Annotated in this window: 15 protein-coding genes and 1 other RNA gene; 11 read left to right on the top strand and 5 right to left on the bottom strand. The window is 33.6% G+C overall.

Annotated features, from left to right (window positions below; translation table 11 throughout):
• The first annotated feature begins 179 nt into the window (after positions 1 to 179).
• From DNC80_RS00210 to DNC80_RS00180, 7 genes are all read left to right on the top strand, one after another.
• Positions 180 to 710, top strand: coding sequence for a DUF4199 domain-containing protein (locus tag DNC80_RS00210; RefSeq protein ID WP_182648209.1), 531 nt, complete (start codon positions 180 to 182; stop codon positions 708 to 710).
• A gap of 6 nt (positions 711 to 716) precedes the next feature.
• A complete protein-coding gene (locus DNC80_RS00205; protein WP_182648207.1) occupies positions 717 to 1,673 on the top strand; it encodes a glycosyltransferase family 2 protein in 957 nt (318 codons plus the stop codon).
• 129 nt (positions 1,674 to 1,802) lie between these two features.
• Positions 1,803 to 3,530, top strand: coding sequence for a phospho-sugar mutase (locus DNC80_RS00200; protein WP_182648205.1), 1,728 nt, complete (start codon positions 1,803 to 1,805; stop codon positions 3,528 to 3,530).
• Positions 3,530 to 5,359 carry an ABC transporter ATP-binding protein gene (locus tag DNC80_RS00195; RefSeq protein ID WP_182648203.1) on the top strand — a complete coding sequence of 610 codons (1,830 nt, stop codon included), beginning with the start codon at positions 3,530 to 3,532 and terminating at the stop codon, positions 5,357 to 5,359. The genes DNC80_RS00200 and DNC80_RS00195 overlap by 1 nt, the downstream gene beginning before the upstream one ends.
• A gap of 110 nt (positions 5,360 to 5,469) precedes the next feature.
• A complete protein-coding gene (locus DNC80_RS00190) occupies positions 5,470 to 6,117 on the top strand; it encodes a DUF2306 domain-containing protein (RefSeq protein ID WP_182648202.1) in 648 nt (215 codons plus the stop codon).
• A complete protein-coding gene (locus tag DNC80_RS00185) occupies positions 6,117 to 7,256 on the top strand; it encodes an aspartyl protease family protein (protein ID WP_182648200.1) in 1,140 nt (379 codons plus the stop codon). The genes DNC80_RS00190 and DNC80_RS00185 overlap by 1 nt, the downstream gene beginning before the upstream one ends.
• A gap of 52 nt (positions 7,257 to 7,308) precedes the next feature.
• Positions 7,309 to 8,010: a hypothetical protein gene (locus DNC80_RS00180; protein ID WP_182648199.1), complete on the top strand. Its 702-nt coding sequence runs from the start codon at positions 7,309 to 7,311 to the stop codon at positions 8,008 to 8,010.
• Positions 8,011 to 8,019: 9 nt separating this feature from the next.
• Here the strand turns inward: DNC80_RS00180 and DNC80_RS00175 are convergent, their stop codons facing one another.
• From DNC80_RS00175 to DNC80_RS00165, 3 genes are all read right to left on the bottom strand, one after another.
• A complete protein-coding gene (locus tag DNC80_RS00175; protein ID WP_182648197.1) occupies positions 8,020 to 8,742 on the bottom strand; it encodes a hypothetical protein in 723 nt (240 codons plus the stop codon).
• A 106-nt stretch (positions 8,743 to 8,848) separates the two neighbouring features.
• A complete protein-coding gene (locus DNC80_RS00170; RefSeq protein ID WP_182648195.1) occupies positions 8,849 to 11,317 on the bottom strand; it encodes a carboxypeptidase-like regulatory domain-containing protein in 2,469 nt (822 codons plus the stop codon).
• A gap of 11 nt (positions 11,318 to 11,328) precedes the next feature.
• Positions 11,329 to 13,026, bottom strand: a complete 1,698-nt coding sequence (locus DNC80_RS00165) for a M23 family metallopeptidase (RefSeq protein ID WP_182648193.1) — start codon at positions 13,024 to 13,026, stop codon at positions 11,329 to 11,331.
• Between the two features lie 174 nt (positions 13,027 to 13,200).
• Here DNC80_RS00165 and DNC80_RS00160 point away from each other — a divergent pair, with 174 nt between their 5' ends.
• The 4 genes from DNC80_RS00160 to rny all read left to right on the top strand — a co-directional run bounded on the left by DNC80_RS00160 (position 13,201) and on the right by rny (position 15,563).
• Positions 13,201 to 13,491, top strand: a complete 291-nt coding sequence (locus tag DNC80_RS00160) for a hypothetical protein (RefSeq protein WP_182648191.1) — start codon at positions 13,201 to 13,203, stop codon at positions 13,489 to 13,491.
• A 5-nt stretch (positions 13,492 to 13,496) separates the two neighbouring features.
• Positions 13,497 to 13,790: a cell division protein ZapA gene (locus tag DNC80_RS00155; RefSeq protein WP_086455282.1), complete on the top strand. Its 294-nt coding sequence runs from the start codon at positions 13,497 to 13,499 to the stop codon at positions 13,788 to 13,790.
• A 51-nt stretch (positions 13,791 to 13,841) separates the two neighbouring features.
• A non-coding RNA gene (gene ssrS / locus DNC80_RS00150) (6S RNA) lies at positions 13,842 to 13,948 on the top strand.
• A 49-nt stretch (positions 13,949 to 13,997) separates the two neighbouring features.
• Entirely contained in the window at positions 13,998 to 15,563 is a 1,566-nt protein-coding gene (gene rny, locus DNC80_RS00145; RefSeq protein WP_144888928.1) for a ribonuclease Y, read from the top strand.
• An 80-nt stretch (positions 15,564 to 15,643) separates the two neighbouring features.
• On the opposite strand, the gene xerD is transcribed toward rny, so the two are convergent.
• Together xerD and DNC80_RS00135 are read right to left on the bottom strand one after the other, a co-directional pair.
• Positions 15,644 to 16,540, bottom strand: coding sequence for a site-specific tyrosine recombinase XerD (gene xerD / locus DNC80_RS00140; protein WP_182648189.1), 897 nt, complete (start codon positions 16,538 to 16,540; stop codon positions 15,644 to 15,646).
• A gap of 81 nt (positions 16,541 to 16,621) precedes the next feature.
• Positions 16,622 to 17,131: a hypothetical protein gene (locus DNC80_RS00135; protein ID WP_182648187.1), complete on the bottom strand. Its 510-nt coding sequence runs from the start codon at positions 17,129 to 17,131 to the stop codon at positions 16,622 to 16,624.
• Between the last annotated feature and the right edge of the window lie 345 nt (positions 17,132 to 17,476).

Raw genomic sequence — 17,476 nt, 5'->3', positions numbered from 1 at the left:
GTATAAACTCCTAATAACTTTTTGTTTTTATACTTTTATTTTGAGTCTGCAAATTTACACTATTTTTTCAATAAACAAATCTTTGTTTCACTTTTTTTATGTGAACTCAAAAAACGTTTTTTAACGTTGAATATATTGGGAATTGTTATATTTGTAAACTAATTTTAAAACCACCTAAAATGATCAACGAAATTGTCAAAAAAAATGGAATAACTTTTGGAGTTATAATAGGAGTAGTTTCAGCACTAATCACAGCAACAATATATGCTGTTGATCTTAATTTATTCACAGAATGGTGGATAGGTGTACTGAGTATTTTGACGTATTTAATTTTAGGTATAGCCTTACTTGTTAAGACAAAAAAAGAGTTAAATGGTGTTTTTTCTTTTAAAAATGCATTTACTACTTATTTCATTACAATAGTAATAGGAATATTAATTTCAGTTCTTTTTAATATTTTACTTTTCAATGTCATTGATCCTTCGGCTAAAGAAGCTGTGAATGAATTAATCATTAAGTATTCAATGAATATGATGCAAAAGTTAGGAGCACCTGCTTCTTCAATCAATGAAGCTATAGCAAAAATGAAGGAAAATGATCCTTATTCACCTATTGAATTATTAAAAGGGTCTATTTTCACAATACTTTTTAGTTCTCTTTTTGGTTTAATTTTAGCAGCATTTTTTAAAAGCAAATCTACACAAGAATAAAAATTAATGAATTTATCTATACTAATTCCGCTTTTAAACGAAGAGGAATCGCTTCATGAACTTTATACATGGATCATCAAAGTGGTGCAATCCCATAATTATACCTATGAGATCATTTTTCTGGATGATGGTAGTACGGATAATTCTTGGGCACTGATTGAAGGCTTTTCAAAAGAAAATCCTCATGTAAAAGGAGTGCGTTTTATGAAAAACTTTGGGAAATCACAGGCTTTACATGCTGGTTTTGCTAAAGCACAAGGAGATGTTATCATTACCATGGATGCTGACTTGCAAGATAGCCCTGAGGAAATTCCGGGATTGTATGACATGATTAACAATGGGAAATACGATTTGGTTTCGGGTTGGAAAAAGAAACGCTACGACTCTGTAGTGGCTAAAAACCTTCCGTCGAAACTATTTAATTGGGCGGCTCGAAAAACATCAGGCGTAGAATTGAATGATTTCAATTGCGGCTTAAAAGCATACAAAAACATTGTAGTTAAGAATATCGAAGTTTCTGGTGAAATGCACCGATACATTCCGGTATTGGCTAAGAATGCTGGTTTTGGCAAAATTGGCGAAAAAGTTGTACAACATCAGGCCCGAAAATATGGTGAAACCAAATTTGGGATGGAACGTTTTATTAACGGATTCTTAGATTTGATTACGATTTGGTTCTTGTCCAGATTTGGAAAAAGACCCATGCACCTTTTTGGCGCGATGGGATCCTTGATGTTTATTATTGGATTTATGCTTGCTGGTTACATCGGTTTTTCAAAATTATACCACATGTATAATGATATGCGTTATAGTCTTGTGACCAATAATCCTTGGTTTTATATTGCCTTAACTACAATGGTTTTGGGAACACAATTGTTTCTAGCAGGATTTCTAGGTGAAATCATTTTGAGAACAAAAAATAATGAAGAGCGTTATAAAATTGCGAGTATCGTAAACTTGTAATTTAAAAATAGACGCCTTACAACGGGATGATTACTAGCCCTGATAGTAGTGAAAATCCTTTTATTCGCCTCAGCGAATAAAAGATTGCAACGTATAGCAGGAAAGAGCTCCTAAAAATAAAAAAATAAGATGGAAATCAAACAAAACATTCTAGATGCGGTAAATGAGTGGCTTACGCCAACATTCGATAACGCTACACAAGTGGCTGTGAAAGAATTGATGACTACTTCACCAAAATATTTAGAGGAAAGTTTTTATAAGAACTTAGAATTTGGTACTGGAGGAATGCGTGGTGTAATGGGAGTAGGAAACAATCGCATTAATAAATATACACTAGGAAAGAGTACACAAGGATTGTCTAATTACTTGCATACTGCGTTCCCAAACCAACCTTTGAAGGCCGTTATTGCTTACGATTGTCGTCATGATAGTGATACACTAGCCAAAATCGTTGCTGATGTATTTTCAGCAAATGGGATTGAAGTATATTTGTTTTCAGAATTGAGACCCACACCAGAATTGTCTTTTGCGGTAAAACATTTGGGATGCCAATGTGGTATTGTACTTACGGCATCGCACAACCCGCCTGAATATAATGGATACAAAGTATACTGGCAAGATGGTGGTCAAATTGTTCCGCCAGAAGACAAAGGCATTATTGATGTGATTGAAAAATTGACCTACGATCAAATTCAGTTTACGGCAAATGAGGATTTAATTCATTATATAGATACTGCTATTGATGCCGCATTCATAGCATCATCTATTGCAAATGCTAGTTTTAACACTTCGCAAACAGCAAAAGACGATTTAAATATTGTATTTACATCATTACACGGCACCTCAATAACTATCATTCCCGAAACTTTGGCGCAAGCCGGATATAACAATGTACATATTGTAGAGGAGCAACGCAAACCGAATGGCGATTTCCCAACGGTTAAATCTCCGAATCCAGAAGAACCAGAAGCATTGACCATGGCACTTGCATTGGCAGATAAAACCCATGCTGATATTGTGGTAGGTACAGATCCAGATTGTGATCGTTTAGGGGTTGCTGTACGTGATAACAACGGTAAAATGACTTTGCTAAACGGTAACCAAACTATGGTTTTGATGACCGCATTTTTACTAGAGCAATGGAAAAAATCAGGAAAAATTAATGACAAGCAATTTATAGGATCTACTATTGTATCAACTCCTATGATGATGGAACTGGCTACTAATTACGGCGTGGAATGCAAAATAGGTTTGACTGGTTTTAAATGGATTGCCAAAATGATCAAAGACTTTCCAGAGCTAGAGTTCATTGGTGGTGGCGAAGAGAGTTTTGGATATATGGTGGGCGATGCTGTACGTGATAAAGATGCTGTTGCAGCAACCCTATTGGTTTGCGAAATGGCAGCTCAAGCCAAAGCCAATGGAAGTAGCGTATATCAAGAATTAATCAAATTGTATGTAGACAACGGTTTTTATAAAGAACACTTAGTATCCATCACTAAAAAAGGAATGGAAGGTTTGCAAGAAATCACACAAATGATGATTGACTTACGTGAAAATCCTTTGAAAGAAATCAACGGCGAAAGAGTGATCATGGTAGAAGATTACCAGTCAAGTATTGCTAAAAACTTATTAGATGGTACTGAATCAGCCATAACGATTCCAAAATCGAATGTATTGATTTACTATACCGAAGACGGCTCTAAAATATGTGCTCGCCCAAGTGGTACCGAACCAAAAATTAAATTTTATATCAGTGTAAATACTACACTTGAAGCGGTTGAAGATTTTGAAGAAGTAGAAGCAATTCTGGACCAAAAAATCGCCAACATAATTACTGCAATGCAATTGAACTAATGGATCCGAATATAAAAAAATTAATACCCTTTACAAAACCCTATCAATCACATATTATTTGGAATGTGATTTATAATATTTTGTATGCTTTGTTTAGCACGATTTCAATGCTGACTTTGTTTCCTGTTTTACAGGTACTTTTTGGCAAAACAGAAAAAGTATATGAACAGCCAATTTACACGGGAATAGGAAATCTTAAGGATTATGTAACAGAATATATTAACTTTAAAATCTCCTCTTTATCTGATGGTGAAAGTACTGAGATTGTGTTATTGTTTGTGGTGGCCATGGTCATTACAACATTTTTTATTAAAAATTTATTCAACTACTTGGCTTCCTATCACATCATGCACCTAAAAAACGGTGTTTTGAAGGATTTGAGACGTTCGATGTATGACAAAATCATTGAATTGCCTATCTCCTATTATTCTGAAAAAAGAAAAGGAGATATGATGGCGCGCATGCTTGGTGATGTGAATGAGGTTCAAAACTCTTTTTTCTCCATTTTAGAATTGGTAGTAAAAGAACCTTTGACGATCGTTTTCGCATTGGGAATGATGTTTGCCATTAGTACCAAATTGACATTATTTGTACTGATTTTTATGCCTATTTCGGGTTATATCATTTCTAAACTGGCTAAAAATTTAAGAAGCCAATCGATGGAGGCGCAAAAAGAAAGTGGTTCTTTAATTTCTGTGGTTGAAGAAACTTTAGGCGGTTTAAAAGTGATCAAAAGCTACAATGCCGAACCCACTTTTAAAGGTCGCTTTAATGAATCTGTAACACGTTTGTTAAATTTAAACAACAGCATCGGAAGTCGAAATAACTTAGCGACTCCATTGAGCGAATTTCTTGGAGTAACTACAATTGCTATTTTACTTTTTTACGGAGGCCTATTGGTTTTAAATGACAAAACTCTTGATGGAGCTTCTTTTATCGTTTATCTAACACTGGCATTCAATATTTTAACTCCTGCCAAAGCCATTTCAAAAGCATCTTATTCTGTGAAAAACGGATTGGCTGCTGCTGAACGTGTTTTCGAAGTTTTAGATGTAGAAAACGAAATCACTTCAAAAGTAAATGCTGTTCAAAAAGACGCATTTGAATCGGATATTACCATTTCAAACATCAACTTTAAGTACGAAGACGAAAAAGTATTAAAGAACTTTTCGTTACAAGTAAAAAAAGGACAAACGGTGGCGCTAGTAGGACAGTCTGGTAGTGGAAAAAGTACTATTGCTAATTTACTAACTCGTTTTTATGATGTAAACGAAGGCACTATTTCTATTGATGGAACGGATATAAAAGATCTTGACTTACAATCACTGCGCAGTTTAATGGGATTGGTAACCCAAGACAGTATTTTGTTTAATGATACCATCAAAGCCAATATATCATTAGGAAAACCAGATGCTACCGATGAAGAAATAATTGAAGCCTTGAAAATTGCCAATGCATTTGAGTTTGTAAAAGATTTACCAAAAGGAATTTACACAAACATTGGCGACAGCGGAAACAAATTATCCGGTGGACAAAAACAACGTTTGTCTATCGCTCGTGCCGTTTTGAAAAATCCACCGATCATGATTTTGGATGAAGCAACATCAGCATTGGATACCGAAAGCGAAAAATTTGTTCAAGTAGCCCTCGAGAACATGATGCAAAACAGAACTTCAATTGTTATTGCACATAGATTATCCACGATTCAAAAAGCAGATGTCATTGTGGTGATGCAAAAAGGAAAAATTGTAGAGCAAGGAAACCACGAAGAATTGATAGCGCTACAAGGTGTTTACAATAAACTGGTGAGCTTACAATCGCTTGAGTAGTTAAAATCGACAACTCAGAATTGAGGTAAGACATTTCAGTATACATTTTTTAAAGGTTACGTAAGATAGCAATATATTTACGTAACCTTTTTCATTTAAAACAATCTGTTATGCTATTCAAAATTATCTTAGTGCTGCACATTCTTTCTGGATTTACTGGTTTACTGTTGGGTACAGTGGTTTTAATTCGCAAAAAAGGCGATAAAATCCATAAAAGAATTGGCTTGATTTTCACCATTGCCATGATCAGCACAGGATTGTGTGCCTTTTATTTGGCGTATGTACATCCTAATTTATTTCTTTTTATAGTAGGTGTATTTACGATCTATTTGGCTATTTCCGGATACAGAATGGTACAACTGAAAAAAGCCCATTTAGGTCAAAAACCGCAACTTGGCGATGCAATACTTACGATTGCCATGTTGATCTGCTCAGCGCTTTTTTACTACATTGGCATCCGTTATTTACTAGCTAAACAAGTTTTTAGTATCGTATTTCTATTATTTGGAACAGTAAGTTTACGATTGTGTTACATAGAATACAAAGCCTACACAGGTAAAGTTACCGATACCTTATACGGTTTAAAAAATCATATTGGCCGTATGACAGGCGCCTATATTGCAGCATTTACGGCTTTTATCGTAGTCAACAATACTTTTTTACCAGATGTGTTGGCATGGAGTTTACCCGGAATTATAGGTGGTATTTTCATTTCAAGGTCCATCCAAAAATTAAAATCTAACCTAAATAAAATTTAATGATGAAAAGAATTTTTGCTTTAGCACTATTCTTGAGTTTTTCAGTTGTCAATTACGCTCAAAACACAAAAATAGATACAATTCCATTTACCTTGAAATCATCTTTATTGGTTTTTAAAGGAAAACTAAACGGAGTAGCAACAGATTTTGCACTAGATACTGGTGCTTCGCTTGGTGTAGTTCCTACGGCCAAAGCTAACGCGGCAAACATTAGGATTTCTGGAAAAAAAAGCATTACTGATAGTAACGAAAATCAAAATACCATGCAATCTGCCGTAATAGAAACGGTAACTATTGGTACTTTTGAAATTAAAGATATCAAAAGTATTATTTATGACATGCCCTTTCTAGCTTGTACAGACGTGTATTTACTTGGCGCCAATGCCATCAACAATTTGAATTGGAAAATTGATTTTGACAAAAAACTACTGTACGTTTCTAAAACTGTTTTTGAACCTACTACTGAAATGCTAACCATACCGATTGTGTACAAAAGCAACAGGCATTTTACTACTATTACGATCCAAGGAAATGTATTAAAAAATTGTTTAATCGATACGGGATACAACGATTTCCTTGAAGTTCCAACTAACGAGCCTGTGCTAAAGAAGTTAAAAAAAGATATTACAAATGATATTATTAGTAGTTCGAGAATAAGTATGAGCCTTTCTGAGATGAAAATAAATGCTTTTGAAACACTTTCTTTTGACAACTTAGTATTAGGAAATAAACGCTTTGATAATGTGAAAATAGATAGTAGACCCGAGATTGAAAAAAAGATTGGAATTAAATTTTTCTCCCAATTGACTTCAGTTACGATTATGAACAACAGCACGTCAACCTATCATTTGCAATTATCTAACAAACCAATATCGTTGCAATTGAGTTTTGATGCTGATGTTTTTCTACAAAATAGCAAACTAATAATTACTGGAAAAAGCAATCATCCAGAGAGTACAGCAAAAGAAGTTTTACTCGGAGATGAGATACAAGCTGTTAACGGTTTAAAAGCCAATGATTTTAAAAATGAATGCGATTTCATTTTATGGCGTATCAAAGCAACTACAAATGACACAATGGAACTTTTATTAGTAAATGGAAAAAAGGTAACACTAAAAAGACAAGTTCTGAAATCATAATTAAAAAAAAATGATGAACTTTACATAAAAGCATTTCCTATAAATTAAAGCTATGTATGTTAACAACGCATCGATAAAACTTCCTGAAGATCCGAACACAGTAGTATGGAAATACCTAGACCTATCTAAATTTCTGGATTTATTGCTTTCGCAAAAACTATTCATGTCCCGCTCTGATAAATTTGAAGATCAGTACGAAGGTACTTTTAGTGAGCCCACTTTTGAAGAAATCAAAAAATTATCTCAAGACAATCCTGATTTTTTAAATTACTACAAAAAACATCGCGAAAAAGTAGCCATTAGCAGCTGGCACATTAATGAATACGAATCCTTTGCTATGTGGCAAATATTTACTCAAAATACTGAAGGACTCGCCATTCAATCTACAATTGGACGTTTGCAACAGTCGCTTCAAATAGAAAAGGAATATCAACAATACATAGGAGAAGTCAACTATATCGATTATAAAAAAGAGCACATTCCATTTGACGACTTGTTTTTTCCTTTTTTATTTAAAAGGAAAAGTTTTCAATATGAAGGCGAAGTACGCATCATCACTGATATTGGCGAAAGCGAAGTTAAAATCAATGAAGGTTTGAAAATAAACATTGACATTAATACCTTAATTGAAAAAATTTACATTCACCCAAAATCCGAAAACTGGTATAAAAACTTGGTAATCCAATTAGTAAAACAACTCGGCTCTGACTTCACTATTGAAAAATCCGATTTAGAAAGTGAGATTTTGATTTAGAAAAACCAATTAAACTGGCTCGTAAGTAGTAATCTTCCACTCTTTACTGGTCAAATCAGTATAATAATAATGAACCAAATCATTTTTATCAAATTGACCGTTTTTATTAGTATCCTCAACCGTTCTAAAATACAAACGATTGCGAGAGGCTAGAAGTTTCCAATCTATTAATTCCTCAAAGTCAGGCGAGATTTTAGTAAGACGCTCCCCGCTTATAGTACTCAAATGCAAGGATTTTATGTCGCTAGCATCTAATTTACCATCTTTGTTGGTATCCATATCAACCATAGTGTACACCATGATTTGGTTTTTGGTTCTATCTGCAACCGTTTTTAAATACGTTGCTGTTTGTATCAAAACGGGTTTATCCGTTAATTTAGTGATGGAGTCTGAATCAATTTTTTGGAATTTAATATTTTGTAAAAAACCTGTAATTTCATATTCTCCATAATTGGAAATCGTAAAACTCAAATCATTCACACTTGATGAACCATAACGCGATTTCACGCCACGATCACGAATACTCAAATCAGCAATAGGGTGAATTAAATAATCCGTACCTTCCATTTGCCAAGGCAAATCAGCTATTTGTATTTGTGCCGAATCCACTTTAGCAATATCCCTTACCTTATTTGCTCCATCATAAGTTACTTTTGGTTTTTCTGCTTCTTCTTTACAACTGGCTAAAAACAACAAAGCAATTCCTATAATGGCGATCTGTATTTTTTTCATGTCATTCTAATATTAAAACTCAAATGTAATCATTTTTAAAAATAGCTTCCTTATTCCAAGTACAATTTAACGAATAAAAAGAATGAAACTGGGTATTGAAAGAACCTTACAACTTAGCAGTCAATTTCAAATTAAAAACTCGTGTGGTCATGTAGTTTGGTATTGCATATTGATTTTTAGAGTAAACATCCCTAACCCAAGTATTTGTAATAGCATTTTGATTGTTAAAAAGATTAAAAATTTCTAATCCTAGAGCTAATTCTTTACAATTTTTAAATAAACCCGAGCTTCTTTTCCTTGTGGTGTTATCAATAAATACTTTAGAAAAGCCTACATCAACCCTTCGGTAATCATTCAATCGGTTTTGGTACAAATAAGGATCTGCGTATGATGGTGATCCTCCTGGTAATCCTGTATTGTAGACTAAGTTCAAATACAATTTTACACTTGGAATATTAGGCATGTAATCTTGAAAAAGCATCGCAAACTTTAAGCGTTGATCTGTGGGTCTAGCTATAAAACCCCTTTCATTGCTGTTTTCCTCTGTTTTTAAATACCCAAAACTAATCCACGATTCGGTTCCAGGTACAAACTCACCATTCAAACGCACATCTACACCTTGGGCATAAGCCACTGCATTGTTATTAGCTGCATACCGTATGCGTACATTATCAATAGTGTATGTATTAGCATCAGTTATAGATTTGTAATACACTTCAGAGAGTAACTTAAAAGGACGATCCCACAATTTAAAACTGTAGTCATTTCCTAAGACTATATGAAAAGATTGTTGCGCTTTTGTATTGGGTTGTACCACACCGTCTCCATCCCTGAGCTCTCTATAGAAAGGCGGTTGATGATAAAGTCCTCCAGAAATCCTAAAAACAACATCTTGTTTCCAATTTGGTTTAATGGCAAACTGAGCTCTTGGACTTATTGTGAATTGAGACTTACCCAATGTGCTGGCGCCAGAAACTTCCCAATTGTGCATTCGGATTCCTGCATTATACCAAACTTCATTCGTTCCTAAATTTGATTTTAAACTCCATTGTCCGTAGCCTGAAAACCGATTTATAGAATTGAAATTTATAGCTCGTATATCTTGATATGGAACCAACGGTCCTGTGTAAGGAGTATAAGGCTGATCGTTTTTTGGCAAATTTAAAATTGGCGGATTCAATGCAAAACCAGCTGAATCAATAACTTCCCACTCTATTATTCGGTCTCTAATAGATTCACGAGTATACTTAACACCCCATTCTATTTGACTGTTTTTCCAGTCCTGAAATCCTTTTATTTCAGTATTTACAATTAAGGCATCAAGATCATTCCTAGCATGACTTAGCTGTGATCCAATACCTCTTGTGAATGAAACGTCACCTAGAGTTTCTGAACCAATATTAGTATCAACTTCACCCAGTCTATATTGCGCCAATATGTCAAAATACTCTTGTTCTAACGTATGAAAGATGGAACCTATAAATTTTAAAGTAAAATTATCCGATACATTAAATACTGATTTTATTGCTCCAAAATACGTATCGTATTTATCTTTTTCTTGACCTTCATAAAAAACCGTAAGTGCCATTGGACTGTCTAGTGTTCCAAAATTTGAAACGCGTGACAAAGGACGATATTGGTATTTATTTTGAGAAATGTTTCCTAAAAAACTCCACTGCCATTTGGACGAAGCCTGATAATTAATATTGGTTTGGATATCAGCAAACGTTGGTGTAAAATTAGTTTGCGTTTCCTGACTGTTCACAAGTAGTGAATTATTTCTATAGCGTAATCCCGTTACAGCTGACCATTTTTTATCTTTAGAAACCGCATCAATAGCAACGCTTCCGCCAAGAAAACTAGCTTCAAGGCTTGCGCCAAAAGTGGTTGGCTTTCTATAAGTAATATCTAATACCGAAGACAGTTTGTCTCCATACTTAGCTTGAAATCCTCCAGCAGAGAAATCGACATTATGAACCAAATCAGTATTGGTAAAACTCAAACCTTCTTGCTGACCTGAGCGAATCAAAAAAGGGCGATAGACTTCAATTTCATTCACATAAACTAAATTCTCATCATAATTCCCTCCACGCACAGCATATTGGGTACTTAACTCATTATTGGAATTAACACCTGGCAAGGATTTCAAAATGTTTTCTACACCAGCATTCGCACCCGGAATTTTTCGAATCATTTCGGGTTCTAGATTTACTATTCCCTGAACCACACTCCTATTACCCGTTATTACAACCACTTCTCCCATTTGCTCTGCCTGGCTGTTCATTACAGGGTTAAATTCCTTTTGTTCATTAGCCTCAAGCATAAAAACAACAGTGATTTTTTTAAGAGAAACGTGTGTAAAAACAACTGTTACTTTTTGATTTGCAGGGACTTTAACATCATAAAAACCATTCTCATTAGACTGAGTATTAAAACCGTCAAATGTAATATTGACATTCTCTAAAGGTTGTTTGTTTTCATCCAAAACAATACCTCGTATCCTTGCCGTTTGTGCAGTTGCAGAAAAACCAAGACAAATAATCGATAAAAAAAGAAAGAATTTAGTAGTACTCAATTGATTTGGATTTATTTTTTCTCACCTCTGTAAAAACGCGTTTCAAAAGTAGTTGAATTTCCCATATTATCAACAACATCAACTTTTAAAACATTAGAACCATCTTGCAAATATTCATCTCTTAAAAAATGAGTGATTTTGCGGGTTTTATTATCATATTCAAAAAGCACCCATTTCCCATTCAAGTATCCGTTGTAGGTTTTAATTCCAGATAAAGCATCACTTATAGTAAGCTGTAAAGACTTTTGCTCATTAATCCATTTGCCTTCAATAGGATTAGCTATCGTTACTGTAGGCGCCACAGTGTCTGATAACAACTTGTAATTTCCTAAAACCTTCACTTTGGTAGAAAAAACACTATCCTTTCTGTAAGTAGAATTGTAACTTACTTTGCCGCCCTGCACTTTACCAATAAACATTTTTTGACGTTGCTCCTCATTACTTTTTGCATCTTTAATGGTAATTGTAAAATTTGAATGAGCCGGAACGGTATCATCATGCAAAAATAAAGTATCATTAACCACATTAAAATTCATATTGAAATCTTCATAAAAAGTTCCTGCAGGAAAAAAAACTGACATGTTTCCAAGTTCAAAATTACTGTCATTTAACGCTTTTACAAAATATTTAGACTGAGGCTGATCAGTGCCAATAATTGTAGGTAACAAATCATAATGTATGGGTATAGAAATGGTTCTCTTATTACCAAAATAATCTGAAACTTCAATTCGATATAATGAGGCTAAGTTAGGAGAAACCTGCAAAACCCCTTTATTTTCATCGACTTCAATAAAACGCAAATCATAAGGAGCTTTCATAAAAAGTTTTTGCACTCGTTGTTGCATTTTTTTATAACGAGAATAATCAATTAAAGCATTGATATACCTCATGTCATTAAAAGAATAGGTGTTAAATGCATAACCAAAATTTGGTTTACCATTCAAAAAAGTCTGAACTTTATAAACACCATTATTATTAAATGATACATCATCAATGTCATGAGCCGTTATACCGAAACCTATAACGCCATTAGAAACAACTTTATCAGACAAGTAAGTACCATCTTTTTGTAAAGAAACATTTAATAACACAGGACGCTTCGCATTATTTACAGTGGTTTTACTATCTAGTGGATAGACATAAACACCTGTAACAACAGGCTTTTTAGTGTCTTTTAAAAAAGCATCAAAACCAAAAAGTAGTGGATTTATAACAAATTCTGTTTTTGTATCTCTAAATTCAAAATGTAAATGCGGACCTTCAGAAGCTCCTGTATTACCAGATAAAGCAATAACGTCTCCTTTTTTTACTGGCAATTCTTCTGGTTTTAAAAACATTTCAATCTCAAAAGACTGCTCTTTATAGTGGTTGTTTTTAACATATGATTCTATTGAACCTTCAGCCTTACTTAAATGCCCGTAAACAGAAGTATAACCATTAGGATGATTGATATAAATTGTTTTTCCATTACCAAAAGTAGAAATTTTAATTCTGGACACATATCCATCGGCTACTGCATAAACCTTTAAACCCTCCTTTTGTTGGGTTTTCAAATCAAAACCCGCATGAAAATGATTGGGCCTCAATTCCCCAAAATTCCCAGACAATTGCATAGGAATATCAAGAGGTGAACGAAAATAATCTTTTGGATATTCATTTTGAGCCTGAATAGAGCTGCAAAAAAACACAAAAAGGGCAAAAAATCTCATAATTTACATTTTGGCTAAGATAAAAAAAAACAACGGAAACCAAATGAGAAAAACAAAAATGTACTCCGCTGAAATTGAGTATTTTAATTTATTTAATGCAAAAAAAATAATAAATTATTGCAAAATTAAAAAGGAATAGTAACTTTGTAAGATATGTAATGAAAAGGATAAATAATGAGTACAATTGCAGAAATTATTGATACTCTTGAAAATAAGGTTCTAAAAATTTTCAGCAAAATGAAAATTTTAGAACAAGAAAATCAAGATTTAAAAAACAAATTAATAAGGTCTGCAACCACAATACAAACTCAATCAAGAGAGATTGAGGCACTAAAAATGCAGTATGAAACACTCAAGATGGCAAACTCATTACTAGGCAGTGACGAAAATAAAAGAGATACAAAGCTAAAAATAAATTCATTAATTCGGGAAATTGACTACTGTATAGCTCAGCTATCAGATTAAGAAATATGGACGAAAAGCTAAAAATTAAAATATCAATCGCCGATAGAATCTATCCTTTAACGGTAGATCTTTCACAAGAAGAAGGTCTAAGAAGTGCTTCAAAAAAAATTGATATAATGATTAAGCAATTTGAAGAAAACTATGCTGTGCGTGATAAACAAGATGTTTTAGCCATGTGTGCGTTACAATTTGCTTCGCAAACAGAACAAAAACAAATTGACAATCAAATAAATGGCGAGGAAACCATGGAGCGAATTAAAAAAATTAACGCACTTTTAGACCAATATCTCGACAAATAAACGTTCTTTACAAAAACTAAGATACTGCCTACATTAGTTCATATTTGGTAAACTCAACACTAACAATTTAGAATGAGCAAATCATCGTTACTATAGCAAGCCAATTCAGTTTGGAAGCTTGAACAACGAGTTAGCTCAAAACTTGTCTTTTCGAGTTTATACAAGCAATCTAATGTAGGCTTTTTTTATATATAAATTTTAACAAACATGGACAACATATTAACGATCGTTATTACAGGAATTATAGGTATCGCAGCTGGTTTTGGGATAGCCAAACTAATTGAGAAAAGCAATATTTCAAACCTCATAAAAAATTCAAAAAAGGAAGCCGCATCCATACTTAAAGATGCAAACCTTGAAGCCGAAAACATCAAAAAAGATAAAATCCTTCAAGCAAAAGAAAAATTTATTGAGTTAAAATCTGAACATGAGCAAGTAATCCTGGCACGAGATAAAAAAGTAGCTGAAATAGAAAAAAGAATACGTGACAAAGAATCTCAAGTATCAAATGAACTATCAAAAGCTAAAAAGGTAAATGATGATTTTGAAGCTAAAACTCAAGAATACAGTTCAAAAATTGAAAATTTAGAGAAAAAACAAACAGAGATTGATCGTTTACACAAAAGTCAATTACAACAACTTGAGGTAATTTCAGGTCTATCTGCAGAGGAAGCAAAAAACCAACTTGTAGAAGGGCTAAAGGCTGAAGCCAAAAGTAAAGCGATGTCTCATATTCAAGACACTATTGAAGAAGCTAAACTTACCGCGCAACAAGAAGCCAAGAAAATCATCATTAACACGATTCAAAGAGTAGGTACTGAAGAGGCTGTTGAAAACTGCGTATCGGTATTTAATATTGAATCTGATGATGTAAAAGGTAGAATCATTGGACGTGAAGGTAGAAACATTCGTGCTCTTGAGGCTGCGACAGGTGTGGAAATCATTGTAGACGATACTCCAGAAGCAATTATTCTTTCTTGTTTTGATCCTGTACGTAGAGAAATTGCTCGTCTAGCCTTACATAAACTGGTTACCGACGGAAGAATTCACCCTGCACGAATTGAAGAAGTTGTTGCCAAAACAGCAAAGCAAATCGATGATGAAATTATTGAGGTTGGAAAACGTACAGTAATTGATCTTGGTATTCATGGTTTACATCCTGAATTAATCAAAGTTGTGGGTAGAATGAAATACCGTTCTTCTTATGGACAAAATTTACTACAGCACTCGAGAGAAGTATCTAAGCTATGTGGAATTATGGCAGCGGAGCTAGGATTGAATGTAAAACTAGCTAAAAGAGCTGGATTACTTCACGATATTGGTAAAGTACCTGATACTGAAAGTGATTTACCACACGCCTTATTAGGAATGCAATGGGCAGAGAAGTACGGTGAGAAAGAAGAGGTTTGTAATGCGATTGGTGCGCACCATGACGAGATAGAAATGAAATCTTTACTTTCACCTATAATCCAGGTTTGTGACGCTATTTCAGGAGCAAGACCAGGAGCACGTAGACAAGTACTAGACTCATACATACAAAGATTAAAAGACCTTGAAGAAGTTGCTTACGGATTTAATGGTGTAAAAAATGCTTATGCTATTCAAGCCGGTAGAGAGCTTCGTGTAATTGTTGAGAGCGAAAAAGTTTCTGATGAAAATGCTGCAAGTTTATCTTTTGATATTTCGCAGAAAATTCAAACTGAAATGACGTATCCTGGACAAGTAAAAGTTACTGTAATTCGTGAAACAAGAGCTGTAAATATCGCCAAGTAAAATATTTAATTCCATAAAAAAAATCCAAATCCCAATGCTAATTTATTGGAATTTGGATTTTTTTTTTTGAAGTTTATTCTCTACTTCCTAGGGTGAAAACTATTCATTACTTGTGTTAAAAATGTACGGTCTAGATGCACATAAATTTCAGTAGTTGTAATAGACTCGTGTCCCAGCATGAGTTGTATGGCACGTAAATCAGCACCATTTTCCAGTAAATGAGTCGCAAATGAATGTCTAAGTGTATGAGGACTTATGGTTTTGTTAAGATCAATTGTAACGGCTAAATTTTTTATAATAGTGAAAATCATAGCCCGTGTGAGTTGTTTTCCTCTTCTGTTTAAAAATAGAGTATCCTCAAACCCTTTTTGAATAGAGAGATGGGTCCTCACAGTATTTTTATAGAGGAGAATGTATTTTTGAGTCACATCACTTATCGGAACTAAGCGCTGTTTATTTCCTTTACCCGTGATTTTGACAAAGCCTTCTTCAAAAAACAGATCTGATATCTTTAATGTTACCAACTCCGAGACTCTTAAACCACAACCATACAATGTTTCTAACATGGCACGATTACGTTCGCCCTCATTAGTAGACAAATCAATCGCCTGTATTAATCCATCAATTTCTTCAACCGTAAGCGTGTCAGGAAGTTTTCGACCAGTTTTGGGCGTTTCAATTAGCTCCATAGGATCATCGTTGCGATAATCTTCAAAAACTAAATATTTAAAAAAGCTTTTTAATCCCGAAATAATTCGAGCCTGCGATCTCGGATTTACCTCTTTGGCAACACTGTAAATAAATTGCTGGATGATTTCGTCAGTTATTTTTAGAGGAGAAACAACAATTTCATTTTGGGATAAAAAAAGTAATAAACGCTCTAAATCAAACGAGTAGTTTTCTACGGTATTCTTAGACAATCCCCGCTCAATCTTTAAGTACGATTGATAACTTTTTATAATACTGTCCCAATTCATACTTACAAAGGAACGTATTTTTTAAGCATAAAAAAACCTCCTTTTAAAGAGGAGGTTAATTAACTATCTTAGATATATAATTTACAATTTGAAATTCACACCTAAATTTACAGAAGAGTAAGTTCCACCTTCTACAGATATTCCTTTGTAACCAAGATATACTTCTACTTTTTCAGTTTGATAACCAAATTTTGGTTGGTAATATACTCCACCATTACCTTCTCCTTCACCTAAATAAATTCCATATCCTAAATCTGCACCTAAAAATAAGTTATCCGTTAGAGAATATTGTGCTGTTGCAGCAACTGGTATAAATCCAGAATCTTCAGCTTTAATTTCTGCAACTCCAGCACCAGTGTTAATTTCAAAAGTTTTACCTAAGAAATTAGTATAACCTGAAGCAATACCAGCACTGAACTTATCAGCAACTTTCCAAGTGTAAGCAACATCTCCTCCGAAATTTACAGAACTGAAATCCTTTGCGTCTCCAGTTGTTAATCCAACATGAGCACCTAATTTAAAGTTTCCTTCTTGTGCATTAGCAAATCCGAAAGCAAATACAGCCGCAACTGTTAAAATAATTCTTTTCATTTTGTTGTTTTTTTTGTTTAATTATGAATCAAATATATATAAACCGTTATTTTAAAAAAAATTTTTAATAAGATTTTTATATTACATGAAGATAAACTGCTGTACTAATTCAGATACACATTAATCATAAATATCTATCAATTAGCAACTTAATAAACATCCGTATCACGGAAATTAGTGAGGTAAAAAAAATTAAAAAAAACAAAATATTAAGTAAGAAAAATTTTAACAATACTATAGTATTAACATCGTTTTAAACCGCAAAAAGAACCTGTTTTAAATCAAAAATATAGCGTATTATTACAATTCTAAAATGAAACGCTTACTTGAAAGTTAAAAAAACAA

It is taken from the genome of Flavobacterium sp. SOK18b, from assembly GCF_014156605.1.
In the GTDB taxonomy this organism is placed as follows: domain Bacteria; phylum Bacteroidota; class Bacteroidia; order Flavobacteriales; family Flavobacteriaceae; genus Flavobacterium; species Flavobacterium tiangeerense.
This window is presented reverse-complemented; position numbering and strand designations above follow the sequence as displayed.